At 45.1% G+C, this 26,598-nt stretch carries 27 protein-coding genes and 2 riboswitches; of the genes, 14 read left to right on the forward strand and 13 right to left on the reverse strand.

Annotated elements, in window-relative coordinates; translation table 11 throughout:
* The first annotated feature begins 126 nt into the window (after positions 1–126).
* The gene (pepF, locus tag GC102_RS13925) at positions 127–1,917 is read left to right on the forward strand and encodes an oligoendopeptidase F (RefSeq protein ID WP_246320916.1); all 1,791 of its coding nucleotides are present in this window, start codon (positions 127–129) and stop codon (positions 1,915–1,917) included.
* A gap of 158 nt (positions 1,918–2,075) precedes the next feature.
* Positions 2,076–2,393 carry a LapA family protein gene (locus tag GC102_RS13930; RefSeq protein WP_171690064.1) on the forward strand — a complete coding sequence of 106 codons (318 nt, stop codon included), beginning with the start codon at positions 2,076–2,078 and terminating at the stop codon, positions 2,391–2,393.
* Between the two features lie 55 nt (positions 2,394–2,448).
* Here GC102_RS13930 and GC102_RS13935 read toward each other — a convergent pair whose 3' ends face one another.
* Positions 2,449–3,261 (reverse strand): DUF92 domain-containing protein, encoded by an 813-nt coding sequence (locus GC102_RS13935; RefSeq protein WP_171690065.1) that lies wholly within the window; start codon positions 3,259–3,261, stop codon positions 2,449–2,451.
* Positions 3,262–3,469: 208 nt separating this feature from the next.
* On the opposite strand from GC102_RS13935, the gene GC102_RS13940 reads away from it, so the two are divergent.
* A complete protein-coding gene (locus GC102_RS13940; protein WP_171690066.1) occupies positions 3,470–4,657 on the forward strand; it encodes an HD domain-containing phosphohydrolase in 1,188 nt (395 codons plus the stop codon).
* Positions 4,658–4,723: 66 nt separating this feature from the next.
* Here GC102_RS13940 and GC102_RS13945 read toward each other — a convergent pair whose 3' ends face one another.
* Both GC102_RS13945 and GC102_RS13950 read right to left on the reverse strand, forming a co-directional pair.
* Entirely contained in the window at positions 4,724–5,350 is a 627-nt protein-coding gene (locus GC102_RS13945; RefSeq protein ID WP_171690067.1) for a fumarylacetoacetate hydrolase family protein, read from the reverse strand.
* 17 nt (positions 5,351–5,367) lie between these two features.
* The gene (locus GC102_RS13950; RefSeq protein WP_246320909.1) at positions 5,368–6,645 is read right to left on the reverse strand and encodes a CapA family protein; all 1,278 of its coding nucleotides are present in this window, start codon (positions 6,643–6,645) and stop codon (positions 5,368–5,370) included.
* A 154-nt stretch (positions 6,646–6,799) separates the two neighbouring features.
* On the opposite strand from GC102_RS13950, the gene GC102_RS13955 reads away from it, so the two are divergent.
* Positions 6,800–7,573, forward strand: coding sequence for a metallophosphoesterase family protein (locus GC102_RS13955; protein ID WP_171690068.1), 774 nt, complete (start codon positions 6,800–6,802; stop codon positions 7,571–7,573).
* 77 nt (positions 7,574–7,650) lie between these two features.
* On the forward strand, positions 7,651–7,869 hold the full coding sequence (locus GC102_RS13960; RefSeq protein WP_171640252.1) for a hypothetical protein: 219 nt from the start codon (positions 7,651–7,653) through the stop codon (positions 7,867–7,869).
* A 383-nt stretch (positions 7,870–8,252) separates the two neighbouring features.
* On the opposite strand, the gene GC102_RS13965 is transcribed toward GC102_RS13960, so the two are convergent.
* Positions 8,253–8,888, reverse strand: coding sequence for an O-methyltransferase (locus tag GC102_RS13965; protein ID WP_171690069.1), 636 nt, complete (start codon positions 8,886–8,888; stop codon positions 8,253–8,255).
* A gap of 136 nt (positions 8,889–9,024) precedes the next feature.
* Here GC102_RS13965 and GC102_RS13970 point away from each other — a divergent pair, with 136 nt between their 5' ends.
* A complete protein-coding gene (locus GC102_RS13970) occupies positions 9,025–10,176 on the forward strand; it encodes a THUMP domain-containing class I SAM-dependent RNA methyltransferase (protein ID WP_171690070.1) in 1,152 nt (383 codons plus the stop codon).
* Positions 10,177–10,482: 306 nt separating this feature from the next.
* Here the strand turns inward: GC102_RS13970 and gloA2 are convergent, their stop codons facing one another.
* The 5 genes from gloA2 to GC102_RS13995 form a co-directional block, all read right to left on the reverse strand.
* On the reverse strand, positions 10,483–10,878 hold the full coding sequence (gene gloA2, locus GC102_RS13975) for an SMU1112c/YaeR family gloxylase I-like metalloprotein (protein ID WP_171690071.1): 396 nt from the start codon (positions 10,876–10,878) through the stop codon (positions 10,483–10,485).
* A 75-nt stretch (positions 10,879–10,953) separates the two neighbouring features.
* Complete coding sequence (locus GC102_RS13980) at positions 10,954–11,868, reverse strand: exopolyphosphatase (protein ID WP_171690072.1); 915 nt, start codon at positions 11,866–11,868, stop codon at positions 10,954–10,956.
* A gap of 135 nt (positions 11,869–12,003) precedes the next feature.
* The gene (locus GC102_RS13985) at positions 12,004–12,309 is read right to left on the reverse strand and encodes a hypothetical protein (protein ID WP_171640242.1); all 306 of its coding nucleotides are present in this window, start codon (positions 12,307–12,309) and stop codon (positions 12,004–12,006) included.
* A 102-nt stretch (positions 12,310–12,411) separates the two neighbouring features.
* Positions 12,412–12,506, reverse strand: a riboswitch (cyclic di-GMP riboswitch).
* A 110-nt stretch (positions 12,507–12,616) separates the two neighbouring features.
* Positions 12,617–13,840, reverse strand: a complete 1,224-nt coding sequence (locus GC102_RS13990; protein WP_171690073.1) for an MDR family MFS transporter — start codon at positions 13,838–13,840, stop codon at positions 12,617–12,619.
* Between the two features lie 232 nt (positions 13,841–14,072).
* Positions 14,073–15,068: a UCP032817 domain-containing protein gene (locus GC102_RS13995; protein WP_171690074.1), complete on the reverse strand. Its 996-nt coding sequence runs from the start codon at positions 15,066–15,068 to the stop codon at positions 14,073–14,075.
* 111 nt (positions 15,069–15,179) lie between these two features.
* Here GC102_RS13995 and GC102_RS14000 point away from each other — a divergent pair, with 111 nt between their 5' ends.
* Positions 15,180–16,064: a TIGR01777 family oxidoreductase gene (locus tag GC102_RS14000; protein WP_171690075.1), complete on the forward strand. Its 885-nt coding sequence runs from the start codon at positions 15,180–15,182 to the stop codon at positions 16,062–16,064.
* A gap of 54 nt (positions 16,065–16,118) precedes the next feature.
* On the opposite strand, the gene GC102_RS14005 is transcribed toward GC102_RS14000, so the two are convergent.
* On the reverse strand, positions 16,119–17,609 hold the full coding sequence (locus tag GC102_RS14005; RefSeq protein WP_171690076.1) for an esterase-like activity of phytase family protein: 1,491 nt from the start codon (positions 17,607–17,609) through the stop codon (positions 16,119–16,121).
* A 170-nt stretch (positions 17,610–17,779) separates the two neighbouring features.
* On the opposite strand from GC102_RS14005, the gene GC102_RS14010 reads away from it, so the two are divergent.
* Entirely contained in the window at positions 17,780–18,274 is a 495-nt protein-coding gene (locus GC102_RS14010; protein WP_171690077.1) for a glutathione peroxidase, read from the forward strand.
* 167 nt (positions 18,275–18,441) lie between these two features.
* On the opposite strand, the gene GC102_RS14015 is transcribed toward GC102_RS14010, so the two are convergent.
* Positions 18,442–18,663: a YuzB family protein gene (locus GC102_RS14015; RefSeq protein WP_171690078.1), complete on the reverse strand. Its 222-nt coding sequence runs from the start codon at positions 18,661–18,663 to the stop codon at positions 18,442–18,444.
* On the reverse strand, positions 18,663–18,965 hold the full coding sequence (locus tag GC102_RS14020; protein WP_029199372.1) for a heme biosynthesis protein HemY: 303 nt from the start codon (positions 18,963–18,965) through the stop codon (positions 18,663–18,665). Before GC102_RS14020 ends, GC102_RS14015 begins: the two co-directional genes overlap by 1 nt.
* Before the next feature lie 217 nt (positions 18,966–19,182).
* On the opposite strand from GC102_RS14020, the gene GC102_RS14025 reads away from it, so the two are divergent.
* The 3 genes from GC102_RS14025 to ytvI are packed head-to-tail and all read left to right on the forward strand — an operon-like array spanning position 19,183 to position 21,459.
* Positions 19,183–19,542 carry a winged helix-turn-helix transcriptional regulator gene (locus GC102_RS14025; RefSeq protein ID WP_029199371.1) on the forward strand — a complete coding sequence of 120 codons (360 nt, stop codon included), beginning with the start codon at positions 19,183–19,185 and terminating at the stop codon, positions 19,540–19,542.
* A gap of 38 nt (positions 19,543–19,580) precedes the next feature.
* Complete coding sequence (gene map / locus GC102_RS14030) at positions 19,581–20,327, forward strand: type I methionyl aminopeptidase (RefSeq protein ID WP_171690079.1); 747 nt, start codon at positions 19,581–19,583, stop codon at positions 20,325–20,327.
* Positions 20,328–20,346: 19 nt separating this feature from the next.
* Positions 20,347–21,459 (forward strand): sporulation integral membrane protein YtvI, encoded by a 1,113-nt coding sequence (gene ytvI / locus GC102_RS14035; RefSeq protein ID WP_171690080.1) that lies wholly within the window; start codon positions 20,347–20,349, stop codon positions 21,457–21,459.
* Positions 21,460–21,767: 308 nt separating this feature from the next.
* Here the strand turns inward: ytvI and GC102_RS40320 are convergent, their stop codons facing one another.
* Entirely contained in the window at positions 21,768–22,550 is a 783-nt protein-coding gene (locus tag GC102_RS40320) for a helix-turn-helix domain-containing protein (protein WP_171690081.1), read from the reverse strand.
* 123 nt (positions 22,551–22,673) lie between these two features.
* Here GC102_RS40320 and GC102_RS14045 point away from each other — a divergent pair, with 123 nt between their 5' ends.
* From GC102_RS14045 to GC102_RS14055, 3 genes are all read left to right on the forward strand, one after another.
* Complete coding sequence (locus GC102_RS14045) at positions 22,674–24,923, forward strand: FAD-dependent oxidoreductase (RefSeq protein WP_171690082.1); 2,250 nt, start codon at positions 22,674–22,676, stop codon at positions 24,921–24,923.
* Between the two features lie 80 nt (positions 24,924–25,003).
* Positions 25,004–25,083: riboswitch (ZMP/ZTP riboswitch) on the forward strand.
* Positions 25,084–25,145: 62 nt separating this feature from the next.
* Positions 25,146–25,997, forward strand: a complete 852-nt coding sequence (locus GC102_RS14050; RefSeq protein ID WP_171690083.1) for a bifunctional 5,10-methylenetetrahydrofolate dehydrogenase/5,10-methenyltetrahydrofolate cyclohydrolase — start codon at positions 25,146–25,148, stop codon at positions 25,995–25,997.
* 126 nt (positions 25,998–26,123) lie between these two features.
* A complete protein-coding gene (locus GC102_RS14055) occupies positions 26,124–26,303 on the forward strand; it encodes a hypothetical protein (RefSeq protein WP_171690084.1) in 180 nt (59 codons plus the stop codon).
* Positions 26,304–26,598: the final 295 nt, after the last annotated feature.

Below are 26,598 nucleotides of genomic sequence, written 5' to 3' on the forward strand. Positions count from 1 at the left end.
ACCGTAATGCGCTGGATCTATGTGACTGCGGCAATGGGACTTCTTCTAAGCTCGATCCCAGCTGCCGAATTACATGCCAAAGATAACCGATTACCCCAATCTCAAAACAAGGACAGGAGGGCTCCGATGACTCAAATATTGGAACGCAAGCAAGTACCGGCCGAGCACCGATGGAATCTAGAGGATTTATTTCCCGATCAGAAGGCTTGGGAACAGGAATTTCAGAATGTGAAAAACTCGCTTGGCAAAATCAGCGCCTTCCAAGGAAAACTAAGCGATCCCGCAACGGTAAAGCAGTGTTTCCAGTTGGAAGATGAAGTCTCTGTGAAAACAGAAAGACTGTATGTTTATGCCAACATGAAGCACCATGAAGATACAGCAGAACCAACCTACCAGGCCTTATCTGATAAAGCAAAAAAAATTAGTGTCGAAGTAGGCGAAGCGCTCTCCTTTGTTTCACCAGAAATTCTCAGTTTGTCGGATGAAAAGCTTAAGCAGCTGGTGGAAGATCCTTCTTTATCTTTCTATAAGGACACACTCGAAGAAATGATTCGTCAGAAGCCGCATACGCTATCCAAGGATCAGGAAGCTTTACTTGCCCAAGCGGGTAACATGGCCGGAGCGCCAAGCACCATCTTCGGTATGCTGAACAATGCCGATTTGAAATTCCCAAAAATTAAGAACGAAAAAGGCGAAGAAGTTGAACTTACTCATGGAAGTTACATTCAATTCCTAGAGAGCCGCAACTCCGAAGTTCGTAAAAACGCCTTCCATGCTGTCTACGAAACTTATCGCAACAATAAGAATACAATTGGCGCAACGCTTAGTGCGAATATTAATAAGAATATCTTCTATGCCAAGGCTCGTCACTACCCTTCCGTTCTTGAATCCACCCTGTTTGGGGACAATATTAAGAAAGAAGTGTATACGAACTTAATTTCCACGATTCACGATTCTTTGCCGCAGCTGCAGCGTTATCTGAAACTCCGCAAGAAGTTGCTTAAAGTCGATGAATTACATATGTACGACCTTTTTGCCCCGCTGGTTGAAGAGTTCAAGATGGACATCACCTACCAGCAAGCCAAAGAAGAAATTAAGAAAAGCTTAGCCCCATTAGGCGAAAACTACTTAAAAATTCTTCAAGACGGCTTCGATAACCACTGGATCGATGTGTATGAGAACAAAAATAAGCGGAACGGCGCTTATAGCTGGGGTGCCTATGGCACACATCCTTACGTGCTTCTGAATCATAAGGATAACTTGAACAGCATGTTCACCTTGACACACGAAATGGGTCACGCCATTCATTCGTATTTGTCCGATGAGAACCAAGAGTACCGCTATGCGCAGTATACGATTTTCCTTGCAGAAGTCGCTTCTACGCTTAATGAGGCACTGCTCATGGACTATTTATTGAAACGTGTAACGGATCCGAAAGAAAAGCTTTACTTGCTTACTTATTACGCGGATCAGTTCAGAACAACGGTATTCCGTCAAACGATGTTTGCCGAATTCGAAATGATTACACATGAGAAATCAGAAAATGGAGATTCCCTGACGCCGCAGGAATTCAGCGAAATCTACTATGGCTTGAATAAGCTGTACCATGGGAATGCCATGGTCGTGGATCAGGATATCGAGATGGAATGGGCTCGAATTCCTCACTTCTACAACAGCTTCTATGTGTACAAATATGCAACTGGCTTCTCGGCAGCAACCAGCTTTGCGAAACAAATTCTGGATGAAGGCCAACCTGCCGTAGATCGTTACTTAGGCTTCTTAAAAAGCGGCGGCAGCGACTACTCGCTGAACATCTTGAAAAAGGCCGGAGTAGATATGTCCACTCCGGAACCAATCAAGCAAGCGATGAGTGTCTTCAGCTCCCTACTTGATCAAATGGAAGAGTTAACGAAGTAATTGTACTGATAAAGGTTGAGGGCGTACGCCTTCAACCTTTTCTCAAAATATAAGAATTTATAAGTTTCACATGATAAGTCGGCTATATTTCTAGATAAACGCATCCGTCCATGAAGGACGGCGTAGCCGTTTATTTGGGGTGAAAGGATGAATGATGGATGAAGATGCAATGGATTCTCATATCTGCTTTAGTATTCGCCCTCATAACGGCTGTCTTTGCCGTCATTAACGTCGAACCGGTTCAAGTAAATTTCATGTTTGCTCAGACATCCACACCCTTGATCCTTGTCATTTTAACATCCACCTTGTTAGGCGGTCTGATTGTCGGCCTCTTCGGAATGGTACGTCAGTACAAGCTGCAGCGTAAAGTTCGGCATTTGGAAAAGCAGCTGCAGGATGCCTTATTCCCCCCAGCTCCCCCGCAACCGGCGCATGATAAAGACCAAACCGAACCAAGTGGTTCAACGGTTCATTAAGCAACCAAAAACAACCCTGCTGCACAGAATGCAGCAGGGTTGCTTTGTAGTTATTTTAAAATATCAAAATACTTATTGCTAAGCACATAACGCCTCCGACAAGCGAGGATATTGCATTAACCATATCATTTGTCATCCAGCTCATACCGCGAATCTGTGCGGCTTTCTGGCCACAATGCAACTGTTTCTCGATGGTTTTCCCGCAAACGATACACTGATACATTACTTGCAACGTTGCCCCGAGCCAAGAATCAGCCAAAGAACCAATCAGACCAGAAACAGCACCCAGTACGATCAGCGCTGCAAATACCCCTACCCCATACTCTAACTCAATCATCTGACTGAACCATCCACTAACCAGACCAATGAATGCTCCTCCCAGCAATGAAGCCAGCAGTCCTAATCCCGTTACACCACCCGATGTGCCAGCCAGAACACGCTTGCCGTTAATAATTGATCGCGGTGTAGATAAACTCATCCCACCGATTTCCGTAGCCCAAGTGTCTGCATTGACCGTTGCCATTACCCCAACAAATACAATCCACCAAGCTGGATCGGGCCAAACCGCGTTCCCTATACATAGCAATAAACCAAGACCGCCATTTGCAGCAACTTGTCCGGCATCGCGTCTCCCACCTTTAGCATAACCGCTTTCTGCTGCAGATTTACGTTGATGCTTGAGTTTAGATAATAAGGTAGAAGATACGAAGAAGGCGATAAGTGTCCCAAACCAAGCTAAGTTTCCCAGTGCAAACATCGACGTACCGAGCAGCACAGCAGCAGCCAAGCCCGATAAGGATAAAGATCCCTTCCAATAGGCCGCACCTGCGATGATCAAGCTTCCCGCCAAACCCCAAATCCACTCCACATGCAGCACTCCTATTCTTCTTCCATGCCCTTTATGAACCGTTCAAAACTCTCTCTTATTGTATCATAGTCGTATTCGAGGCCAAACGTTTACAATCCTTTTGTTGAGATCGACAAATCCATCTAAATTTTCGGTTAACTCGACAGGATGTAACCAATTCCTATGAAATTTATGATAAACTAAGTTCGGTGAATGTTAGGAGGCTGCCATGGAGAACGAACAATTCGATATAACTTCCCAGTTAAAAAGAGACCTGGATCCTCAGGAGATGCTGCGCGTCATTTTTGACTATGCAGCCAAAATTGCGAACGAACGAATCCTAGACAATGTACTTATGCTAATGGCCGATATGGGACGAGAAATGATTGTTTCTGATCGATGTACAGTTTGGTTGCTTGATACGAACAAAAATGAGTTATGGTCCAAAGTAGCTCATGGTCTCGACGAAATACGCATTCCCAGTACGGCTGGTCTTGTCGGCTATGCTGTAACCAATGATAAAGCCGTATTTATTCATGACGCTTATTCGAATGAAGAATATAAATCCTATCTCATGAATGGAGCTCTTCGAACGGATCAACAAACGGGTTACCGCACCAAAGCGCTCTTGGTTATTCCGTTCCGAAACAGCCAAGGTGAAATTATGGGTGCTTACCAAGCCATTAATAAGCTGACGGCAAGCGAACAATTTTCAGATAAAGACATGGAATATTTAACGTTAGCTTCCTCCTACGCGGGTAAGTCATTAGAATCTGCTTTGCTTACGAACGAGATCGAGGAAACGCAGAAGGAAATTATTTTTAGAATGGGGGAAATTGGTGAGAGCAGGTCCAAGGAGACAGGAAATCATGTGAAGCGTGTAGCGGAATATTCTTATCTCTTAGCCTTAGGATTAGGTATGAGTCAAGAAGAAGCTGAATTGTTGAAAATGACTTCGCCCATGCATGATATTGGTAAGGTAGCGATCCCTGATAGTGTCTTAAACAAACCTGGGAAATTAACGGATGAAGAATTCAAATTGATGCAGAACCATACACATATTGGTTATAACTTGCTCAAAAACTCCAATCGCCATATTCTGAAGACAGCTGCTGTTGTCGCTTATGAGCATCATGAGAAATGGAACGGGCGCGGATACCCACGCGGAATCAAGGGTGAGGACATTCACATCTATGGCCGAATTACAGCGATTGCTGACGTATTCGATGCACTCGGCAGTGAGCGTGTTTACAAAAAAGCTTGGGACCTCGATCGAATCTTGACTTTGTTTAAAGAGGAGCGTGGCGAGCATTTCGACCCCAAAGTGGTTGATGCATTTTTTCAACAATTGCCAGCCATCCTTCGAGTTCGTGATCAATATTCGGATGCTGCTTTAGAGGATCGGGCAGAAGTTTAATGAAGGAAAAATTAAGGGCAGATCTCTCAGGTCATAAATGACCTTAAGAGACTGCCCTTTGATCTGTTAAATGTTAATCGTAACAGCTCCGAATACTTCTTCGCCCCATAACAGCTCCAAGCGATCACCATGATGTACAGGACCTACCCCTTCAGGAGTACCTGTGTAGATGATATCGCCAGCACCTAAACCATAATGCTTTGCAATGTAATCAATGATCGTTTGAAGATCGAAGATCATATTACTGATGTTGCCGTTCTGCACAACCTGTCCATTCTGGCGAAGCTGGAAGTTCGCTTCTGTCAGCTTTGAAGCTCCTGGGAATGGTCGGAATGTACTGATCGGTGCCGAATTCAAAAAGCCTTTGGCAGGCAGCCAGGGCTGACCCTTCTTCTTAATGACGTTTTGAACATCCCGAAGCGTGAAGTCAATGCCGAGTGCATATTTGTCGACAATCTCATCCACTTGGATGCCTTCTGTGTAAGGCTTAGCGATATGTAGGACAAGCTCGGCTTCATAGTGAATCTCACCTTGATCAACGGGAAGCGTCAACTCTCCACCATCTATTGAGGCGAGTGCATGTGTCGGCTTGGTAAAAATCATCGGTTGATCCGGTACATCATTCCCCAGTTCGGCGGCATGTGCCCGGTAGTTGCGACCTACGCAGTAAATATTGCGAACAGCTTCTGTCATATTGATTGCTCCTCATCTTATTTCTTGCTAACATTTCCTTGCGCGTCCACTTGAGCGCCTATCGAGATTTTACTCAAACGCTGAAAGAGCTTTGCGCCATCTTCCATACTCATCGGAGTGGGCAGTGCTGCTTTGGTCAAAATAGGCACAAGGTGGATATCGCATTGTTTATCTTTTGAACATGCAGCTTCTAAAATAACCGTCTCCCAAGTCTTCGGGGTATCATTTGTTGTAAAAATGAAATTACCTAGACTATAAGCAATCCATTTACCTTTGTATTGCTCAAAGCCTTGTAAGACATGTGGATGACCGCCTACGATGAGATCAGCGCCGGCATCGATGTAACGATGGGCCAGGTCTTTCTGATTCTTATCCGGATTATCGCTTCTTTCCACTCCCCAATGGGTAACGACAACAACTAGATCAGCGCTTTCTTTTGCTTTCTGAATGGCTTCGACCGGCAGCTTGTAGCTATACGTTTCAGCTACACCTGGATGGCCAGGAGCTGCTTTCCACGAAGCCTCCGGAACGACACGGCTGAAGCCGAAGAAAGCAATCTTCACACCTGCTTTTTCCACGATAACTGGTCGGTAAGCTTCTTCCAAATCTTTGCCCGCTCCAACTCGTTTAACGCCCTCTTGATCGAGAGCATCCATCGTGTCCAGCAAACCTTCTGTCCCATAATCCATCACATGGTTGTTCGCTAGATTAACGAGGTCAATTCCAGAAGCTTTCAGGGCAGGTAACGCCATCGGTGAAGAACGATAGACGTAATCCTTATTTTGAACTATACCTCTAGTCGTTATGGGTGTTTCTAGATTAGCAATCGTGTAATCGGGCTTGCTCAGAAAGTCTTTGACATTTGTATAAGGGTAATCATAGCCTTTTTGTTTTAAAATATCTTCTACTTTGGAGGCCATCAACACATCACCCACAAAAGTTAACTTCACTTGCCCGCCACTGCTCGTGGGCTCACTCGATGCGATAGGAGGAGGAGTCGGGATAACGGCTTTTGCCGTAGACTCTGGGCTAGGCTTTGCGCTAGGCTCCGCACTAGCTGTGCTCGCTGTATTCGTTGGTTTGGTTGGAACAGGCGAAACACTAGCCACTGGTGAGGATGCTGAATCTTGCTCTTCTGCTGATTTACTGTTCGATGTCCAATAGGAAGCGCCTATGCCAATAGCAAAACAAGCTGCTGCGGCAAGCGTGAGTCCCCCAATTACTCTGAGTGGGGTCTTCTTGTTCGTAGAGCGTTCTTTTTTCGGTTTACGGTGACGATCTTGTCTGGATTCCAATCAAAACATTCCCCTTTCCCCCTACAAATTATAGCAGAAGAAGCCTTCGTTGGGTAATAGTAAGAGACTCTCATTTTCAGATTCATAATCCTTGTGGTATAACTGAAGCATAATTAAGTTCATTTGAGTTTATCGGAGAAAGGGAACGAAAACGTTGGAGAAAATCGCAATCATTTCGGATATTCATGGTAATTTACCCGCACTGGAAGCTGTGCTTTTAGATATTGAACGCCGAGGAATTAAACGCATTATATGTTTGGGCGACCTTGTAGGTAAAGGTCCTGATTCCGCTGCTGTCGTAGACCGTATCAAGGAAATATGTGAATCCGTTGTTCAAGGAAACTGGGATTTGGGGATTACTCTCCCGCAGGAGCAGCCTGCCGGATTGTGGCATCAGCAGCAGCTTGGTGAGGAGAGGCTCGCTTATTTGGAACAGCTGCCCTTCTCCGTTGATTTGCATGTTAGCGGCAAATTGTTCCGACTGTTCCACGCTTCTGCGAAAAGTGTTTATCATAGAGTGAAACGTAAAGCATCCAAGGAAGAACGTCTCGCGATGTTTCAAAATACGGTGATGACAGGTGCGTCGACAGATGGGAAGCAACCTGATATTGTCGGTTACGGAGATATTCATATTCCCTATCTCATAACAATCAAAAACCCATCGGAGAAACGCCATGTAAAGCACGCAAGCAGCGGCCTGATGCTCTTCAATGTTGGCAGTGTGGGAACGCCCTATGACGGCATTCCGCAAGCCTGCTACTGCGTTTTGGAAGGGGAAACCGAAGGCAATGCGCAAGCTGGATTTGCGATTCAATTCGTACGTGTTCCTTATGATATTGAATTTGCTGTTCGCTTGGCTTACGCTGCGCAAATGCCGGAAAGTCAACGATATGAACTAGAGATTACTACAGGTCTGGTTCATAAATGAAGAGTGAGAAATAATCATGGGAATTCCTTCCACAATATGGTAATATAGGCGTATCATTGAAAGTGAGGATGCCATCCATGAGGCTGAACTGGCGTAAAATTGTTTTGATCGTCGTATGTGCAGAGTTATTATTTATCTATTGGAACGGCATCAGTGCTATTTCTTTCAAGAAGCAAGAAGTCACTCACCCTAGTACCACATCACAACCGGTGCCTCCGTTAACGCAAATAAAACCAATTACTCCTGGCAAATTAAGCGAGTCTGACTTCTATATACCAGATCAAAAAGCATCTTAAAGTCACCCCGAACCACAAGTTCTTATATGTTAATGAAAAACGCTCTAAGCTATTGCTAGCTTAGAGCGTTTTTGCGTACAAAGTTGTATAAAGTGCAGCATTTTCAGCCTAAATCTCGCCATTCTGCCCTCGTTGTTGCATAGTGTACAACAATTTGGTCCTATACCGGCCATTTCGCAACAAATGGGCCCAAAATGATGTACAAACTGCAACTTCAAGTTGCAACATAGCCTTTTGGCGTGTGAATTGTTGTAGAAAATACAACATTGGTAAACACTATAGCCCACCTACCCTCACGTAAGCTGAATGACTCTAAATCGAATTTTAGAGTTATACCTACCAGTTGTGAGGATGGCCTAATGAATCAATCGACAGTCTCCGTATTACTTCACTCGTGCTAAAGCCAAGCCATCATAAGCTGGCAGGATGGTGCTTTCCAAACGAGGATCAGTGGCGATCAGCTGATTGAAAGTACGCATCGCTTGAACCGATGCTTTGGTTTGGTTCGCGTCGACGACTTTTCCTCGCATCAGCGTGTTATCCCCGGCAATAATGGCGCCAGGATTCGCCAGTTTGATTGCAAGCTCCAAATAATTCGGATAATTCACTTTGTCCGCATCGATAAAAAAGAAATCAAATCGCTCTCCCTGCTCAAGAAGATCATTCAGGTGAAGGAGTGCTTCGCCAATCCGGTACTCAACGAGCTCGCCAAGGCCAGCTTCGGTCAGATTTTGCTTGGCTACATCGGCAAATTCTTGTTTTAATTCGAGCGAAATCAGCTTGCCGCCCTCTTTCAAACCTCTAGCCAAACAAATCCCGCTATAACCGCCTAAAGCACCTATTTCCAACACCTTCGTTGCGCCAATCATCGTGACCAGCATAGTAAGCAATCGGCCGTATCCAGGTGCAATCGATATTTCGGGCATATTTTGGGTGCGAATGACTTCCTTAACTCGCTCTAGAACTGTATCCTCTTCGTATAAACCCTCCATATAGCTCTCGGCTGTTATGGTTTCCATGTTTTATCCTCCTTAGAAAAAGCATCAAAGCATCCACTTTGCGTGTTTCGTTTGTAAGTGTAACCTATTTGTCCTATACTTGTTAATTGTATGAGTTTTATGAGCGATGCACAACCCGGATGGAAGGAATCTAAACATGCCACAACAAATTGAACTAATCGCAACTTGCCCAATGGGACTTGAGGCCATCGTTGCTCGTGAAATCCGTGATCTTGGCTACAACGAGGTGACTGTCGAGAATGGGCGTGTCCGTTTTCTCGGCGACGAGCTGGCTATCTGCCGCACCAATCTTTGGCTCAGAACCGCCGATCGCATCTTGGTAAACATGGGCCAATTTAAGGCCGTGACTTTCGATGAGCTTTTCGAAGGCACCAAAGCGCTTGCTTGGCCGGACTGGATTCCGAACGATGCCGAATTCCCTGTGGAAGGGCGTTCCCATAAGTCACAATTATCTAGCGTTCCCGCTTGCCAAGGAATCGTGAAGAAAGCCGTCGTGGAGAAGCTGAAGCTTCGCTACGGAACAGAGTGGTTCCCTGAGAACGGGGCACGCTACGTGATCGAAGTCGCACTCCTGAACGATATTGCAACGCTAACGATCGACACTACCGGCGCCAGCCTGCACAAGCGCGGCTACCGCAAGCTCGTGACCGAAGCTCCGCTTAAGGAGACCATGGCGGCTGCGATGATCCTCCTCAGCCGCTGGAAGGTCGATAGACCGCTCTACGACCCGTTCTGCGGGTCTGGAACGATCCCGATCGAGGCAGCTATGATCGGATGGAACATCGCGCCAGGACTGCGGCGCAGCTTCCCTAGCGAGGCGTGGGGCAATATCCCACGCAAGCTGTGGGACAAGGCTCGCGACGAGGCCTTCGACGCGGTTAAAGATGATGTTCCGCTGAACATCATCGGCAGTGATATTGATCCCTCTGCCATCGAAGTGGCAGAGGCTGCCGCGAAGGCTGCCGGCTTGACGAAGCAGTTCAAGCTGCTCGTGGAACCAGTGGCCAAAGCCCGTCCGCGTGGCGACTACGGCTGCTTGATCACCAACCCTCCCTATGGAGAACGGCTTGGTGAAGCGCAAGATGTAGAGGTGGCGCTGCGCCAGCTCGGAGCACTCACAGCTCCTATGCCTTCATGGAGCATGTTCATCTTAAGCCCGAGCACACAGCTCGAGCACTATATGAACCGCCGCGCGGATAAGAAGCGCAAACTATTTAATGGACGGATCGAGTGTAACCTGTTCCAGTATCTTGGACCATTGCCACCGCGCAGACAAACGGACAAGTGAGAAAACCTCTATCGAGGCAAATCAGGGATGTTCAACCGCGTTTAGATGTAGGTTTTATCGCCAATAAGAAAGCGGTTTTCGGGATCCGAAAACTTATTCTTTCTTATGTGGTAAAATAAAAATCCCTCAACGGCTCATCCGACCGAACTGCATTGCATGCAGCGGTCAGACCAAGCTAGTGAGGGATTTTATTTTATAAACAAAAACCAAATCAATAACGCCCATAGGGGAATGGACACAAGAAAACTCCATAGGCAGCCTTTGGCAAACCGCAGCTTCGGCTCCTGTTCTGTTCTTTCTTGGCGATCATTTCGCATGTTCCACCAACTCCAAGGGCAGCCCATCCGGATCTGCAAAAAAAGTATATTGGTCACCGGTAATAGGATCAATCCGCACCGGTTCTACCGCAATCCCCTTGCTCTCAAGTTCTTTAACGCTTTGTTCCATATTCGGCACGACAAAAGCCAAATGCCTAAGACCCCTTGCCTCAGGCTGGTTAACTCGCAGCGGAGGGTTCGGAAATGAAAACAACTCGATCTGCTGCTCGGTTTTCCCGATGCGCAAATCCAACTTATAGGAGTCACGTTCTGCACGATACGTTTCGTGAATGACCGTTAATCCAAGTAAATCGACATAGAAGTGTTTCGATCGCTCATAATTGGAGCTAATGATCGCTACATGATGAATTTGTTCTAACTCCACTCCATTCCCCCCTGTCCCCATTTAGTGAAAAACCGCATTCCGGGAACTCCCATCCTGCAGTCCGTTTCACTTATTTTATCCGTCTGTTCTCATCGTTTCAACAATTTTCTTCAAAACTTCCTCAGCTTGCACATAGTCAACTTGGCAAGTACCAGCTGCATGATGACCGCCTCCACCATTTTGGAGCATCAAGTTACCAATATTCGTTTTCGACGAGCGATTCACAATGCTGTGACCACAAGCAAAGACGCAGTTTTGTTTATTTCGGCCATCGACGATCCAAATCGATATATTTTGCTCTGGATAAAGGGCATACACCATGAAACGGTTCCCTGGATAGATGGTTTCCACATCACGAAGATCGGTAATAATAACATTGCCTTCCGTCCGCGTATAGGTTTGAAGCATATCACGATATAAAGCATCTAATTCAAAATATCGCGCCACACGCTCTTTCACATCCGGCAATTCCATAATCTCATGAACGGACATCGTTGCACAGTGCTCCACAAGATCTTCCATCAATTGATAATTACTAATCCGATAGTCGCGATAGCGCCCTAAACCCGTTCGAGCATCCATGATAAAAGATAATAGATCCCATCCACTTGGATTCAAAATATCTTCTTTGCTGAACTGTGCCGAATCCGCTTTATCCACCCCGCGCATAATATCATCGATATCTCCGAAGGTCTCACGCCCTCCATAGTAATCATAAACAACACGTGCCGCACTTGGCGCGATTCGGGTTTCCCCTTTGAACTCAACCTTTTCGCCCATCCGCTCAAGTTCACTGGAATGATGATCGAACCACAAGCCACAACCCGCTACATAAGGGACATTGGCCAAAATATCGTTTTCCGAAACCTCGATCAAACCGTCCTGCATATCTTTGGGATGGACGAATTTCATTTCATCCACCATGTTTAACTTTTTGAAAAGCATCGCGCATACTAAGCCATCAAAATCCGAACGTGTGATTAATCTCATGCTATGTATCCCCCTAATAATAGTTCCAAAGCACTACTAAAACCTTCGACATTCATTATATCAGCTCGTGTCAATTTGTGACAATCATTTTGTCTTTATAAATCCCTTTCAGCTGGAAATAAAAAAACGGTACGCCTATATAGGCTGTACCGTTCTTAATTTGGATGATAAGCATTGATAAAGTCTTGTCAAAAATGCTTCAATTTGCGGCATCGGCGGCATTTTTACAGAAAGCTTAACCTCGCCCTTCCAGTAGAAAATCAAGATGCTATTGTTTCTCCCATGAAACATTTCAACATCCCAACAAGCTTCATTTAACGCGTATACTTCCCGATTAATCATGAGCTTTGGTCCATCCGAGGAAGGCACCAAACGGGCAACATGATTACCACATAGCGAAGTCACTTTTTGTTCTTCTTGTAGTATTCCTTCTGATTGCATGCTGCTGGATCCTCCTTTTATTTTCACATTAATTTGTTATGACAGAGAAAAACCCCACCATAGTGAACCGATCGGAGGGGTTCTGATGTTGATACCCAATCGTTCGGCGGCTGGCTGGCTGCGAGTCCGGTTTGCAGGACAAGGAAGCCCCTTTAGCTTTGCGTCACTGGCTTTCGCCAGCTTTGCCTTTGTCGAGATGTCTTACTAAATATCTAAGTCGCTAAGAGAATAAATATCTACTCTCTCAAGGATACGGGAACTCGTTTTGAAATCGAATAGTTCCTAAGAACTAATTTTGCAATATTTTTCATAAATTTTCTTTTTTCGACGTATTTTTCAACATCATTTGACGAATTGAGCCTCTCCAGTAGAAAATGGATCCCGTAATCGTAAGAACAGCCATAAGAACGTACAACGTATTTCCACCATAAGAAACGAGCAAGAACCCACCTACCCAAGGTCCAATAAAGTGGCCTATGTTCGTTAATGTTTGAGCGCCAAAATACGTGCCACGCATATGCTCCGGAGCTAATTTGTCAATCAACATATTAGCAGCGGGGTAATTTAGAATCTCGCCAAGCGTGAAAATACTCATCGAAATAATAAGCCATGCCAGCGAGTGCGAAAACGCAAAGCCAACATCCCCTAGAGCAAACATTAGGTTGCCAATTACAATTGCAACAAGCGGCGTGTACTTTTCTGCCAAACGTGTAAGTGGAATCTGCATGGCAATAACGACGATCGCATTCACACTCATCAAGATCGCAAACATTTTCACACCATCGACAAAACTCTGCTCCAAATATTGCGAAAGTGTTACCATCACCTGGGAGTATCCGATAGCACCAATAATGCCACCAAGGATATACAAGCGAAAAGTCATATCACTGCGAATCACTCGCACAGCAGAACCAAAGGTAACCGAAGATTTCTTCTCACCCTCGATTTTCTTGATGCCAAAAGCGATGAGCAGTGCGTAAAGGGTGACCGCATAAATAAAATAAATGATTCCTGTGATGAGAAAAGGCAGCGCACCGTTCATCGTAGCGAAAAAGGCCCCCAAAAGTGGTCCGACTGCAACACCAAGATTAATAGCCATATACCGCATCGAAAATACTTTAAGTCGCTTCGCAGGTTCTGTAAGGTCTGCCATCAACGCCTGCGAAACGGGCTCATAAAAGGATCGGCACAAGCCGTTCAGCATATTGAGCAGCATAAACAGGATTGGTAGTTTAACCATGCCGAAGCCTAAGAAGACGAACGCCCAGCCGAAAAGAGCTGCTAGCATAATAATGCGTCTTCCGAATCGGTCCGATAAGGTGCCTCCTATAAAACCGCCTACGGTCCCAGCCAAAGAACCCATTCCAATGACAATTCCGATCATCACCGCACTCATCGACGTATGTCTGGCTAAATAAATCGCTAGAAAAGGCAAACTCATGGAGGACGCAGCCCTAGCCATAACGGTTCCAAGAATTAACGTATGTACAATGGGATGATAAGAACTTAAAAAACCACGTAATCGATTCATTTGAGATGACTCCTATCGCTGTTTAATTTACCGCAGGTCAAGAAATCGACACCGAATTTCAATTATACACGAAAAATGACGATATGTGTCTCCAAAACAAAAAACACTCTCCGACGGAGAGTGCAAAAAAAAGCGTGTCTATTGTGTTCATAGTGTCCATGCGCCACTTTCCCACATGAAGCCCTTGGGTCATGCGATTCCACGAACGGTATGCTGCTTCCACGGGCTTACGTTAACTGCCGCCGCAACCAGACCCGCAGCTCGACCCTGACGAGCAAGAAGAACCTGAGCCGGAGCTGCAACTGCTGCTGCCACCGCCTTGATCTCCAGAACTATCACTACTGCCTCCAGAACCCCCGCAACCTGAGGAAGAACAGTTGCTTTGCTTATCTTTTGGATTCGATTCATTCAGAGGCCATTGAGAGTCCATCCCGCTTGTATAGTTATCATTATCCTGAATGGAGAAGAACATCATGGCTCCTGCCAAATACACCATGTTGTTTGGGTTTGTTAGTGAATCCTTCCAGCCTGTGTCCTCAAACCTGCGGCTATTCGCTGAATGTCTGGCTTCGTTAATCGCCTGCGTGATGAGTATGCGGATCGACTCTGCAACTTCTGGATATCGCTTCGCCTGCTCCATATCGAACCATTGCTCGGCGATTTCTTCTTCATTGGCTTTGCGAAGCAAATCTGTTCGCTGCTCATCCAGCGGATTGCGGAAAAATCCATTCCAGCACCGCGAACTCGTTGGAGCGAACTCGAACAAGTGCGCATATACCCAATCGAACCATGCACGTTCACCTGGCATTTGCTTCGGTTCACGTTCAGGTGAATGATGAATAACACCACCAGCGAATTGATCCCCGAACCGCTGATATTCTCTCGTAAACATCAGCATCTCATGCCAAATTTCATCGATTTCACTGCTAAACATCGGAGTTCTTTTTAAAATGAGATTCATCAGGAAAAATCGCTTTAATTCGAACCATTTACAGGCAAACTCGTCATCGGACATGGAAGGATTTCCAGCTTTTACGCGATATTGGAGTCTTTCTACATAATCTAGTGGAAGTGCACTATTCAGCTTAGTAACGATTCGTTCTAACGGAACACCTTCTAGCAAACCGAGCCCTTGGGGTAGATCTGCAGCTCGAAAGTCCGGTTTGGATTTCCCTATGCGACTTCTCTTGGACGGTTTGGGTGATTTTCGGAATAAAAAACGGAACATATGGCATCCCTCCCTATTTCCAATATAACACAGTAATGTAAAGAGAAGAATAACGTCGATTGGAAAACATTGTATATAGGCTCTATAATAATAGAATGGAGGTGCTGAACGATGAAAATAGCAGTAACCGGTGGCAGCGGGTTTATTGGCAAACGATTGATAGTTCATTTGCAGCAGCAAGGTCATGAAGTCATCAATATTTCACGTTCACCCAGAGCTGTTGTCGAGCATGTACGCACCGTCACTTGGGATCAACTAAAGACGGATTCGAGCGCATTCGCAGGACTGGATGCCATCGTAAATTTAGCTGGGGAGTCGATTAATCAGCGTTGGACAGCTGCAGCCAAAGAACGAATCGTTGGGTCTCGTCTAAAAGCGGCTGAGCAAGTGGCTCAGCTTATAGAACGCATGGAAGTGAAACCGAAAGTCGTCGTTAATGCTTCAGGAATGTCCATTTACGGTACCTCAGAAACCGAAACCTTTGACGAGAGAAGTCCGCATCGCCCAGTCGATTTCTTATCGAGGGTAGTCGAACAATGGGAAGGCGCGGCTGATCAGATACAGGGAACACGCATCGTAAAAGTCCGCGTTGGACTTGTTCTAGATGGCAAAGAAGGCGCATTCCCCAAAATGGCATTGCCTTATAAGCTTGGTGTTGGCGGTCCCATAGGCAGCGGTAAGCAATGGCTCTCCTGGATTCACATCGATGATATGGTGAGGCTTATCGATTTCTGCATTCAGAACGAAGCCATTATCGGCCCTGTTAATGCGACAGCTCCAAATCCGGTCACCAATAGGGAGTTTGGACGGGCATTAGCGAAAGCGATGCGAAGACCTAATCTATTCCCGCTTCCTGCTTTTATTTTAAAAATGGTTTTCGGTGAGTTATCTACGCTGCTTTTGGAAGGCCAGAAGGTGCTTCCTCGCGCATTATTAGAGCATGGCTTTACGTTTAAGTATTCTTTCGTAGACAAAGCCCTTGCTGATATTGTCTAAATAATAAAACCCAGACCACCGAGTGCGCCTCGATGAGCTGGGTTTTCGTTTACTTTATTTCGTGGATAAGTCGTCTGAAACTTGAATAAGTTGTAATTGAGTTGGTGCGCTTGTTAGTGTTAATACGCCTTTATCATCATAGCTAATACCGAAGTCATTGTCGTTTACAATCGCAATTGTATTTTTGTCAACAACCGTCAAGCCTTCAATCTTCTCATACGGGTATCCTAGTTTAGCAATATCCACAATCAATTCTTTGCTCACTGGTTGAATACCTTGGTCTTTGAGCTGCTGAACGGATAGGCTTTCCAGGTTTTTGCTTGTATCTTTTCCTAAAATATTCGTAGCCTTAGAGAAATCGGATTTGTAAATTCGTTTCAATTGTGCGTCAGCGCCCGCATTCTTATCACGCTCATCAACTAGCAGTACATCACTAGATAGTGCGGAGAGATCACTGATCACGATATCTTTTTGATTCACTTTGACGAACATGCCAGCTTGCTCAGCCACATAAACATACTCACCCACGAATTGTTTCGTTGCTAAGTCCATTTTGAGGATACGCAGATTTCTGGAAGATTCCCCTGTTTTCTTATCCGGATTTGCCATTGGACTTTGAATGGACGTGTACAAGAATTTGCCGTCTGGGGAAATCGTCACACCTTCGAATCCACGGTTGGAAATACGCGTATTGTATACCTCAGGCAATGTATCAAAAATTGGCGTTTGAGCACCGGCTTGAACGAGCTTTTCTTTAGCGCCTTTAGGTACGTAACGTCCTAGTATCGTGCCATCACGTTTCACTTGAAGAATGGATGGACGATACTCATCTGAAATCCAGAATGTATCATCAGAAGGACTGTACGCGATGCCTTCCGTATCTAGACCATCGGGATCATAACCCAGCTTCGTTATACCTTTCTCATCGTAAGGCCCTTCATCAGTTCCTAGTAAATTCGGTAGTCCTGTTATGTATTTACTATTGCTTAGTTTATCGATTTTACCATCGGGGAGTGAGAGTTTAATGGTTTCGAGGATTTCAATGTTTCCGTTTGTGATTTTGAATTTATAAATACGTGGGACATAGTTCTCGATCGGGAATGTGCGAAGCTTGTCTTTACCTACTTCACCGTTCGGTCCGCGGTCAGTAATCGTATAGAACGTATCTGCAGCATCTTTAGGTAAGTGAATAAGACCTGAGAACCCACCTTCTTGAATCCCTTTATCAAGCACAGGAGCATTTTTCCACTCAAATTTACCAGTTACTTTAGGAATATCTTTAAGCGAGATGGATTGATTCCATTCATTCCATTCGATCTGTTTACCAAGCGCTTCTCCAATGGTACGAAGTGGAACATATGTGCTTCCGTTAATGACAACGGGATCTTTATCAAGCGTAAGCGTCTTCCCACCGGAAGTTAGTTGAAACTTCACAGCAACAGCCTCCAAAGTAACTTGTCCTGCGGATACGACAGTTGTTGTAGAAACGGCACAAATGGCCGCAAGTACAATAAGCAGTCTTTTTCTTCTGAGTAATCTTTTCATGTTAACCCTCCATCATCTAATAAACTTTCACTGTGATAAGCATAATGTTTATATATTCGTGGAGTGTCAGAGGGATATGAAAAAATTGTAAATTAAAAAAATAACTGTTCAAACTCGTTAAAGTTGCGTACAATTAATTTGTGTAAAATAATTAAAAGAAGGTGACCCTTTTGAATGTTCATCAATTTACAGTTCGCACGATCCGCGGTGAAGAAAAGTCTCTTGCTGACTACCAAGGTCAAGTGCTGCTTATTGTGAATACCGCTACGAAGTGCGGCTTTGCTCCTCAATTCACAGGACTTCAAGAGCTCCATGACACATATAAGGAACAAGGTTTTAGCGTGTTAGGATTTCCGTGCAATCAATTTAAGGACCAGGAACCCGGCGATGATGTTCAAGTCGAGCAAGCTTGCCAAATTAATTTCGGTGTTAACTTTCCGTTGTTCTCCAAAATCAATGTTAACGGCGCAGACGCTCATCCACTTTACCAATACCTGAAAAAGCAGGCTTCAGGTCTTCTCGGCTCAAGCATTAAATGGAATTTCACAAAGTTTTTAGTTGATCAGCAAGGTAATGTGATTAAACGCTTCTCCCCTACCACTTCACCAAGCAAAATAGACAGCCAAATTCGCAAGCTGTTAGAGAAATCAGCTGTTCATGCTTAACTTCGTTTGAATGTGAGAAAACCTCTATCGAGGCCATTCAAAGATGAACGACCGCGTTTAGATGTAGGTTTTATCGCCAATAAGAAAGCGGTTTTCGGGAACCGAAAACTTATACTTTCTTATGTGGAAAAAAAGCATCCAACCCCAAAGCGGGCGGATGCTTTTTCTCATTTCACATACTTTTTTGCCTTTTCAATCGCTTCGTCTTCTGTTGCTGCTGTCACATAGCGTCCATTAATAAAAATAAATGCAAATCGGGAACAAGGACCGCAATATGATTTGCAGGCAACTTTGACTTCAGCATCGGGTGCAATGACACTTATCTTAGAAAGGGCGGTCTTCACTTTCATGTGTTTGCATTTATCACAAATGCGAATATCATTGCGCATTAGTGATCTCCGTGATTCCCCTTGCTTGGGTTCGTAATCATGAAGCCTTCTTCTGGTGTGTAGAAGTAATCAATACGGATACCATCCAGCAAAGGTTCATTTTTATCTAGAATAACGTCAATACCTTTATCTGTGCTTACAAGGACGTCATTTTCTGATTTATCGTCAAGACCCAAACCATAGTGAGCATGGTCACCGTGCGAATGAGTCACTTGAACGCGAACCAATAATCCTTTGTTTTCTTCTTTATCAAGCTCCAATTGAAGTACTTTAGCAGCATTACGAGAAATTTTGACGTTCATATGTACACATCTCCTGAAACTTTAATTTTTATTTCTTATTGTAAAGAATCTAAGGCACGAAATCAACCTTTGTCCCAAGTCATCCCTTACTTCTTGCTAATTCACTAAACGAACTTTAAAATACATAGTAGTGAGCACAAAGAGCACTAATTACATTGAAGAAACTAACTTACATAAAAGTTAGTTCCATACATTCAATTTGAAAGGAAGCGGTCTTATGTCAACCCTAGAGAATGAAAAAGTCGCTCCACTCAGCAACTATGTTCCTAAAGTACCCAAAGAAATCGAATGTTCGGTTGAAAGAACACTTGAAGTTATTGGCGGAAAATGGGCTTTTCTCGTGCTTCGCGAATTATTTTGCGGAACGAAGCGTTTCGGCGAGCTGCAGCGCCAGATAACTGGAGTCAGCCCTAAATCATTAACTGATATCCTTCGTCACCTCGAGGAACATGGGGTTTTGGAAAGAATGGCTTACCCTACGGTTCCAGTTACGGTTGAGTATACCTTGACACCGAAAGGCCAGGATTTGCATCAAATAATAAAAGAAATGAAGTTATGGTCAGCAAAGTGGACATAATGAATAATTAGGGAATATCACCAGAGGAGTGGAGCAAGATGATCACAATCAAATCAAAAGAACAAATTGAAAAGATGGGCAGAGCGGGTCGCATCCTGGCTGATTGCCATAAAGAAATCGCCAAAATGATTCGACCTGGTATAACCTCCTGGGAAATCGACCAATTCGTAGAGGGCTTTCTGACTAAGCACGGGGCCACTCCTGAGCAAAAAGGGTATCACGGTTATCAATATGCCACTTGTGCATCCGTCAACGACGTGATCTGTCACGGTTTTCCTAAAAAGGAGCCCCTGAATGACGGCGATATTGTAACCATCGACATGGTTGTACGTATAGATGGTTGGTTGGCAGACTCCGCGTGGTCTTATGCGGTGGGTAACATTTCTCCAGTTGCCGAGAAATTGCTGCAAGTAACGAAAGAATCTCTATACAAAGGAATTGAGCAAGCCGTTCCCGGCAACCGTATCGGCGATGTGTCGCATGCCATCCAAGTGTATGCTGAATCGCATGGTTTTTCCGTTGTAAGAGATTTTATCGGACACGGGATTGGTTCCGAAATGCATGAAGAGCCGCAAGTGCCTCATTATGGACCAGCAGGCAAAGGGCCGCGGATTAAAGAAGGCATGGTCTTCACGATTGAACCGATGCTAAATGTAGGTAAATACCACTCCAAAGTAGATCAAGATGGATGGACTGCAAGGACTTATGACGGCAGTTTGTCCGCTCAATATGAACATACGATTGCGATCACGAGTCAAGGGCCGATTATTTTAACCGAACAATAATGATACCGGAGGAACATGCATGATTTCTTTTTACAAGAAATATTGGAGGACAGCCTTTGACATTGCTCTCATTGTTCTAACCGTCTATTTATTCATGCTGTTATTTAGTTACCTATATCGCATAGCTACCCCTATCTTTCTGGCTCTGATCATTTTCATGATGATCGAGCCTTTTGCTAGGTTTTTGAACCGCAAAGGGATACGTAAGTCAATCGCATCGGCAATTTCAACCTTAGTATTCGTCCTTATTATCCTTGGCGCACTGACCGGTGCCGCTGTCATTTTCACCAGCCAGATCATGAGTCTTGTCGATAAGGTGGATGAATATCAAGCGGTGTTCAACGATCAAATTGTGCAAAAAATTAGCGAATTAAATGACCGATTCCAAACGCTGCCACCTGACGTTATTGTGAAAGCCAAAGATTATGCTGGGCAATTCGCCGGTAATGCCTCCAAGTTTATCATTGCTTTCTTATCTGGATTGGTAGCCTCGCTAACATCCTTCTCAACCTTTATGTTCAACTTCATCGTCGGGATTATCTTAGCCTACTTCCTAAGCATTGAAATTGATTCTTGGAAACGCCTTGCAGGTGAAAAAACACCAAAAACCTTCAAATCCGTCTTCTTTTTTCTTAAAGAAAATGTCGTGAAGGGTATCGTCTCCTACATAAAAGCGCAAGCCAAACTAATCTCTTTAACGTTCATTGTCGTTTTTTCCGCACTGCTCCTGTTGGGCGTTAATAATGCTTTCTCCATCTCGTTGTTGTCAGCTATATTCGATGTACTGCCATTGCTCGGCGTTTCCACATTGTTCATTCCGTGGATCATCTACCTGTTTATTGTTGGCCAAACGACTCTAGCGATCTGGCTCAGTTCCTTACTCCTAGTCGTCATCCTCGTCAGACAAATTATGGAGCCAAAGATTACTGGGGAATCACTCGGGGTATCGGCCTTTACGACCTTAGCCTTCATGATTGTATCCCTTTCGCTCTTTGGATTTGCAGGGGTCATACTTTCGCCTGTACTGATCATTCTAATCAAAGCTCTGTATACGCAAGGCTACCTCCAACGCTGGATTCGTAAGCCTGAAGATGAGTATGTTCAAGGTAAATTACCTTATAGCGGACCTTAATGGTTGGAAATACGGCTAACGTCGGCCATGGGCGAGAGTGTTTGTAAAAGTTGATATGCACGATGTTGCACTTCGTACAACATTTTTGCAAGTTTATCCACGTTTCCCACGTGAATGTTGCAAAGTATACAACATCTTCATCTTTCCCAGAAGAAATCAAGGAAATTGTTGTACGTTGTACAACTTCCCTTCCTATTTCCCCATTTATCCAATAAACCAGAACGATGCGAAGCAAAAGCATAAAACTTATACTTTCGCATCAACGAAAAAAGGCTCCAGCTTTTCCTCAGGAAAAGTTGGTGCCTTTTTTATACGCGATGCCTGCTTCGGTATATCGATGGAGCCATGCCCATTTTTTGCGTAAAAACGCGACTCAAATAAAAGCCGTTTTCGAATCCGCATTTCTCGGCAATCGCATCCAAAGTAAGCGTTGATCCCTCCAACAAGTGCCGAGCTCTTGTGAGACGCATCTCATTCAAAAACTCAGAAGGTGTTTGTCCGAACGCCCTGCGAAACTTACGGGTGAATTGTACGGGGGTTAGTCCCAGCGTTACCGCCAAATCAAATAGGGATAGGCTTGCATAAGCATATTCCGTCATGTGCCTCCGGGCTTTCTCCATCAACAAATCGACTTCTGTGGAAGGGTCATCTTTGCGATCTTGCTCTATTTTGACCAAACGTAAAAAATCGTTCACCATGTGCTGTTTATGCAGCGTGCTCTCTTCATCCCAGCCGGGAAGCTGTCTCAAATAACGATAATTGGAAGATAAACGATCTGTGTCGTTAATCGTCAATTTCCCTTTCCAAAAGGCTTCATCGCCAAAACTAGGTTCAGATATCCATACAAACTGCAGGAAGTGAAAAGACAGGGGTTCGAGTGTTTTCCTCTGAAATACGGTATGGGGTGGACAGATGACAAAGTCTCCGAACTCCGCTTCGCCTTTCTGCTCCCCAACTCGATAGGAGAATCTCCCGTCTTCTACGGCAAATATCGTCCAACAAGGATACTTATCTTCTTCAAGCATAAACTCCACTTTACGGTGCCAATAGACATGGGAGATGAGTTTAATAGTCACATCACGAAAAGCCACTGCATCACCCCTTCCATTCTGAAATAAAGTATATGTTTATTGTAACTGTCTGCATGTTCATTGGAAATAGGATATTCTACAATGAAATTAAAGATATCCTACAAACTAGTGAGGTGCTAAGTTATGAAGCATGAAATCGTTCAATCAGACATAACCGTAGTCGGTGGAGGATTAGCAGGTGTTTGTGCGGCAGTCGCTGCAGCTCGGTTAGGCCAAACTGTCTCTCTCGTCCAAAATCGTCCTGTCCTTGGCGGTAATGCCAGCAGCGAAGTTCGCGTCTGGGTATGCGGCGCTACTTCCCACGGTGTACATCGAAATGCTAGAGAAACCGGTATCATGGGTGAACTATTTGTGGAGAACCAGTACCGCAATATCGACGGAAACCCTTATATCTGGGACCTGATCGTATTGGAAAAAGTCAAAGCAGAGAAGAATATCACTTTGTTCTTGAACACGGATGTCCATGAAGTCCACGCCGATGGTGACGAGACCAATCGAACAATTCGTTCTGTCACAGGTTGGATGATGGGATCTGAACGACGTATTCGTTTCGATAGCCGTGTGTACCTTGATTGCACAGGCGACGGATTAGTCGGTTTCCTTGCAGGTGCGAAATATCGCATTGGACGTGAAGCCCAAGAGGAGTTTAATGAGGAATGGGCACCGCTCGTCGCGGACGATATTACACTTGGAAGCACCCTGCTGTTTTATACAAAAGACGCGGGTCGACCGGTCAAATATATCGCACCAAGCTTCGCAAAAGACATCACACAAACCACCATTCCCATGAAACGCGTCATTCGCAGCGGAGATAATGGCTGCTCTTATTGGTGGATTGAGTGGGGCGGTGAGCATGATGTTGTACATGAAAATGAGCGAATCCGGGATGAGTTGTCCTCCGTCATCTATGGCATTTGGGATTATATCAAAAATTCCGGTAAATTCGAGAGTGAAAACCTGACGCTCGAATGGATCGGCTCCATTCCTGGGAAAAGGGAATATCGTCGTTTCGTTGGGGACTACGTGCTCAATCAGAACGATATCATCGCGCAGGAGCAGTTTGAAGACCGTGTCGCTTTCGGTGGCTGGTCCATCGATTTACATCCACCGCAAGGGATGTACGCCACAGCCAAAGGATCTAAACATATGCATATGGACGGCAATTATCATATCCCGTTCCGTTCCCTCTACTCCGTCAACGTGACGAATATGCTGATGGCGGGACGCAACATCAGCGCGTCCCACGTGGCCTTTGGTACGACTCGCGTCATGGCGACATGTGCCGTGATAGGCGAAGCCGCGGGCACAGGAGCTGCGCTCTGCGCGGCAAAGGGCGTCTCCCCTCGTGAGCTGCACAGCAGCCACTTAAGCGAGCTTCAACAGACGCTGCTTCGACAGGATGCAGCCGTCCTCGGTCTGAAGAACGCGGATGCGGCAGACCTCGTGCTCCGCGCTGAGATGACAGCGTCCAGCACCCTAACGCGGCTTGCGCTCGAGCAATCTGCGTCGTTGCTGCCGCTGATCGCGCATGTGGCGCTTCTCGTGCCGGCAGATCCGTTCATTGACGGCATCGAGCTGCTGCTGGATGCTTCAGAGGCTACCGAGCTGACAGTCGAGCTCTGGAGCACTGGGAAGCCGCAGAACTACGTCCCACATACACAGGTGACGTCCATTCAGGTAGCTGTAGCCGAGGGTTCTCAGCAGTGGGTAAAGGCTTCCCTTTCTTGGCATCCTGAAACCGCTCAGAATGCTTTTATCATTCTCAGAAGCAACCCGGCGCTTTCTGTCCATCTATCCGCCAGACCACAAACGGGTGTGCTTTCCTTCAAGCATGATGCTGCATCAAAAGATGCCGTAGATTTTGGTGATATGCATCATCATCAGCCGGTCATTGATTGGAGCGCGAAAGCATTCATTCGGAAGCCAATCTGCTTCCGACTGCTCGCTCCCACATCCGCGTTCGCAGCCGACAAAGCCGCCGATGGGTATAAGCGTCCTTACGGAGGCCCTCATCTTTGGTCATCGGCTGGCCTTGAGGTCTCGCAACCAGAGTGGCTTGAAGCCAGTTGGCCGGAGGCTGTCCGGATTCGCACTGTACATCTCACTTTCAATGACGACGTGAACGAAGATTTAATTAATTTGCATCATCATCGGACGGAATTCGAGATCATTCCTGAACTGGTCAAAGACTATAAACTTCAGGCCTTCATCGGCGGCGACTGGACAACAGTGGCGGAGGGGCTCGATAATCATACGCGCAGGCATGTCCATCTTTTGCCGGAAGCTGTTACGACTGATCGACTTCGTGTGGTCGTTGAAGCGACGAACGGGACGGAACGGGCAGAGATTGTTGAAATTCGTTGTTATAGTTGATAGAAGGAAATCAACAGCATCCATAAATCATTTTAAGAGTTGCATATTCCATAACCTGCCATTATGATTAAATCAATTAAAAGTTGATGTGTGACTGGCGAAGCATGGATACCCATGAGGAAGCACATTGATGTGACAGCCGTACGCCTGGGCAGAGGTAAGGGGGATTCATCCCCCTTACCTCTTTGTGTTTTTACAAACAAATGAAGGGTTGAGGGTAAAATGAATGCAGACAAATTAATCTTGGATGGTACACGTGTAGCGAAAAGCATAAACGAATCTTTAGTCAAAAGAATCAACCAACTGTCTGTAAGAGGTATCCTCCCATGTTTAGCGACGATACTTGTTGGAGATGACCCTTCTTCCGAAACCTATGTACGTATGAAAAGCAGCGCATGTAAGCGGCTAGGCATTGATTCCAGACGAATCCACCTAAATAAAGCAACTACGACAGAGGAACTTATTGCCGTTATCCAACAATTAAACGAAGATCCTCAGGTCCATGGTATTTTATTGCAGCATCCGGTTCCACACCATATTGATGAAAGAGCCGCGTTTGAAGCCATTCAGATCGAAAAAGATGTGGATGGCGTTACCATGCTGGGCTTTGCTCAAAATGCTTTTGGAATGGCCAGCTTTCCATCCTGTACCCCAGCCGCTATTCTAGCTATTCTCGATTATTATCAGATTCCAATTGAAGGCAAGCACGCGGTAATCGTTGGTCGGAGTCCTATTCTAGGTAAACCCGTATCACTTATGCTGCTGAATAGAAACGCAACCGTAACCATTTGCCATTCAAAAACAAATAATCTCCCCCTAATCATCGGATTAGCTGATATTGTTGTTGCAGCCGTTGGTAAACCTGCATTTATTCAAGGAGCCTGGATTAAGGAAGGTGCTGTCGTTTTGGATGCTGGATATAATGCTGGCAACATTGGCGATGTCGATTTCGATGCTTGTCACAAAAAGGCGAGTGCAATTACCCCTGTCCCTGCTGGAATTGGTCCAGTGACCATCGCGACGCTGCTCAAACATACCGTTCTTGCTGCCGAAAAAAGTAAAATAACAACTTGAGTTTGCGACATTCTTTTTTCTAAAATAGGTCTTAATAACCCTTGTTTAACCTTACATGGTGTGTTATATTAAAAGTGCGTCAAATCAAGGTTTCCACTTCAAAAAGTTGACATAGGAGTGATACAAATGGGCAACAATTCCGTGCAAATCCCGCAAGGTGAAGAATTGATTCGTGTGGAAATGACGGTTAAGGAAGCGCTTGCACTGACAGGCACTAAATTTAACCAAAACCACAAATTAGAGACAGATGCGATAAAGAAGGTTAAACAATCCTTAGAAGATAAATTGCTGACACCGAACCATTAATCCATACCTATTCAGAGCTCAGCCCTGACGGACGATTCCAACTCGTTCGCGGGGCTTTTTAATTTTATCGCATCAAATTCGGCCGATTGCTTATAATAATCTCGCAGCTCAAAAATCCTACATTTTAAGGAGTGAACAACCATGTCTGAATCTCATAAAAAAACAGGACAATCCAAAAAAAATACAACGGCACGTGCACAAGATCAGAAAACCAACAAGAAAGGTTAGAGTTAACGGCAACATTTGACATCACAGCTCAGCCCTGACGAACGATCTTTAATCGCTCGCGGGGTTT

The organism is Paenibacillus germinis, from assembly GCF_013141785.1.
In the GTDB taxonomy this organism is placed as follows: Bacteria; Bacillota; Bacilli; order Paenibacillales; family NBRC-103111; genus Paenibacillus_E; species Paenibacillus_E phytorum.

Bases quoted from the DNA above. Each gene is read 5' to 3' on its own strand.
- pepF (WP_246320916.1), top strand. From the start codon at position 127: ATGACTCAAATATTGGAACGCAAGCAAGTACCGGCCGAGCACCGATGG.
- GC102_RS13930 (WP_171690064.1), top strand. From the start codon at position 2,076: ATGAAGATGCAATGGATTCTCATATCTGCTTTAGTATTCGCCCTCATA.
- GC102_RS13940 (WP_171690066.1), top strand. From the start codon at position 3,470: ATGGAGAACGAACAATTCGATATAACTTCCCAGTTAAAAAGAGACCTG.
- GC102_RS13945 (WP_171690067.1), bottom strand. From the start codon at position 5,350: ATGACAGAAGCTGTTCGCAATATTTACTGCGTAGGTCGCAACTACCGG.
- GC102_RS13960 (WP_171640252.1), top strand. From the start codon at position 7,651: ATGAGGCTGAACTGGCGTAAAATTGTTTTGATCGTCGTATGTGCAGAG.
- GC102_RS13965 (WP_171690069.1), bottom strand. From the start codon at position 8,888: ATGGAAACCATAACAGCCGAGAGCTATATGGAGGGTTTATACGAAGAG.
- GC102_RS13970 (WP_171690070.1), top strand. From the start codon at position 9,025: ATGCCACAACAAATTGAACTAATCGCAACTTGCCCAATGGGACTTGAG.
- GC102_RS13980 (WP_171690072.1), bottom strand. From the start codon at position 11,868: ATGAGATTAATCACACGTTCGGATTTTGATGGCTTAGTATGCGCGATG.
- GC102_RS13985 (WP_171640242.1), bottom strand. From the start codon at position 12,309: ATGCAATCAGAAGGAATACTACAAGAAGAACAAAAAGTGACTTCGCTA.
- GC102_RS13990 (WP_171690073.1), bottom strand. From the start codon at position 13,840: ATGAATCGATTACGTGGTTTTTTAAGTTCTTATCATCCCATTGTACAT.
- GC102_RS13995 (WP_171690074.1), bottom strand. From the start codon at position 15,068: ATGTTCCGTTTTTTATTCCGAAAATCACCCAAACCGTCCAAGAGAAGT.
- GC102_RS14000 (WP_171690075.1), top strand. From the start codon at position 15,180: ATGAAAATAGCAGTAACCGGTGGCAGCGGGTTTATTGGCAAACGATTG.
- GC102_RS14005 (WP_171690076.1), bottom strand. From the start codon at position 17,609: ATGAAAAGATTACTCAGAAGAAAAAGACTGCTTATTGTACTTGCGGCC.
- GC102_RS14015 (WP_171690078.1), bottom strand. From the start codon at position 18,663: ATGCGCAATGATATTCGCATTTGTGATAAATGCAAACACATGAAAGTG.
- GC102_RS14020 (WP_029199372.1), bottom strand. From the start codon at position 18,965: ATGAACGTCAAAATTTCTCGTAATGCTGCTAAAGTACTTCAATTGGAG.
- GC102_RS14025 (WP_029199371.1), top strand. From the start codon at position 19,183: ATGTCAACCCTAGAGAATGAAAAAGTCGCTCCACTCAGCAACTATGTT.
- map (WP_171690079.1), top strand. From the start codon at position 19,581: ATGATCACAATCAAATCAAAAGAACAAATTGAAAAGATGGGCAGAGCG.
- ytvI (WP_171690080.1), top strand. From the start codon at position 20,347: ATGATTTCTTTTTACAAGAAATATTGGAGGACAGCCTTTGACATTGCT.
- GC102_RS14045 (WP_171690082.1), top strand. From the start codon at position 22,674: ATGAAGCATGAAATCGTTCAATCAGACATAACCGTAGTCGGTGGAGGA.
- GC102_RS14050 (WP_171690083.1), top strand. From the start codon at position 25,146: ATGAATGCAGACAAATTAATCTTGGATGGTACACGTGTAGCGAAAAGC.
- GC102_RS14055 (WP_171690084.1), top strand. From the start codon at position 26,124: ATGGGCAACAATTCCGTGCAAATCCCGCAAGGTGAAGAATTGATTCGT.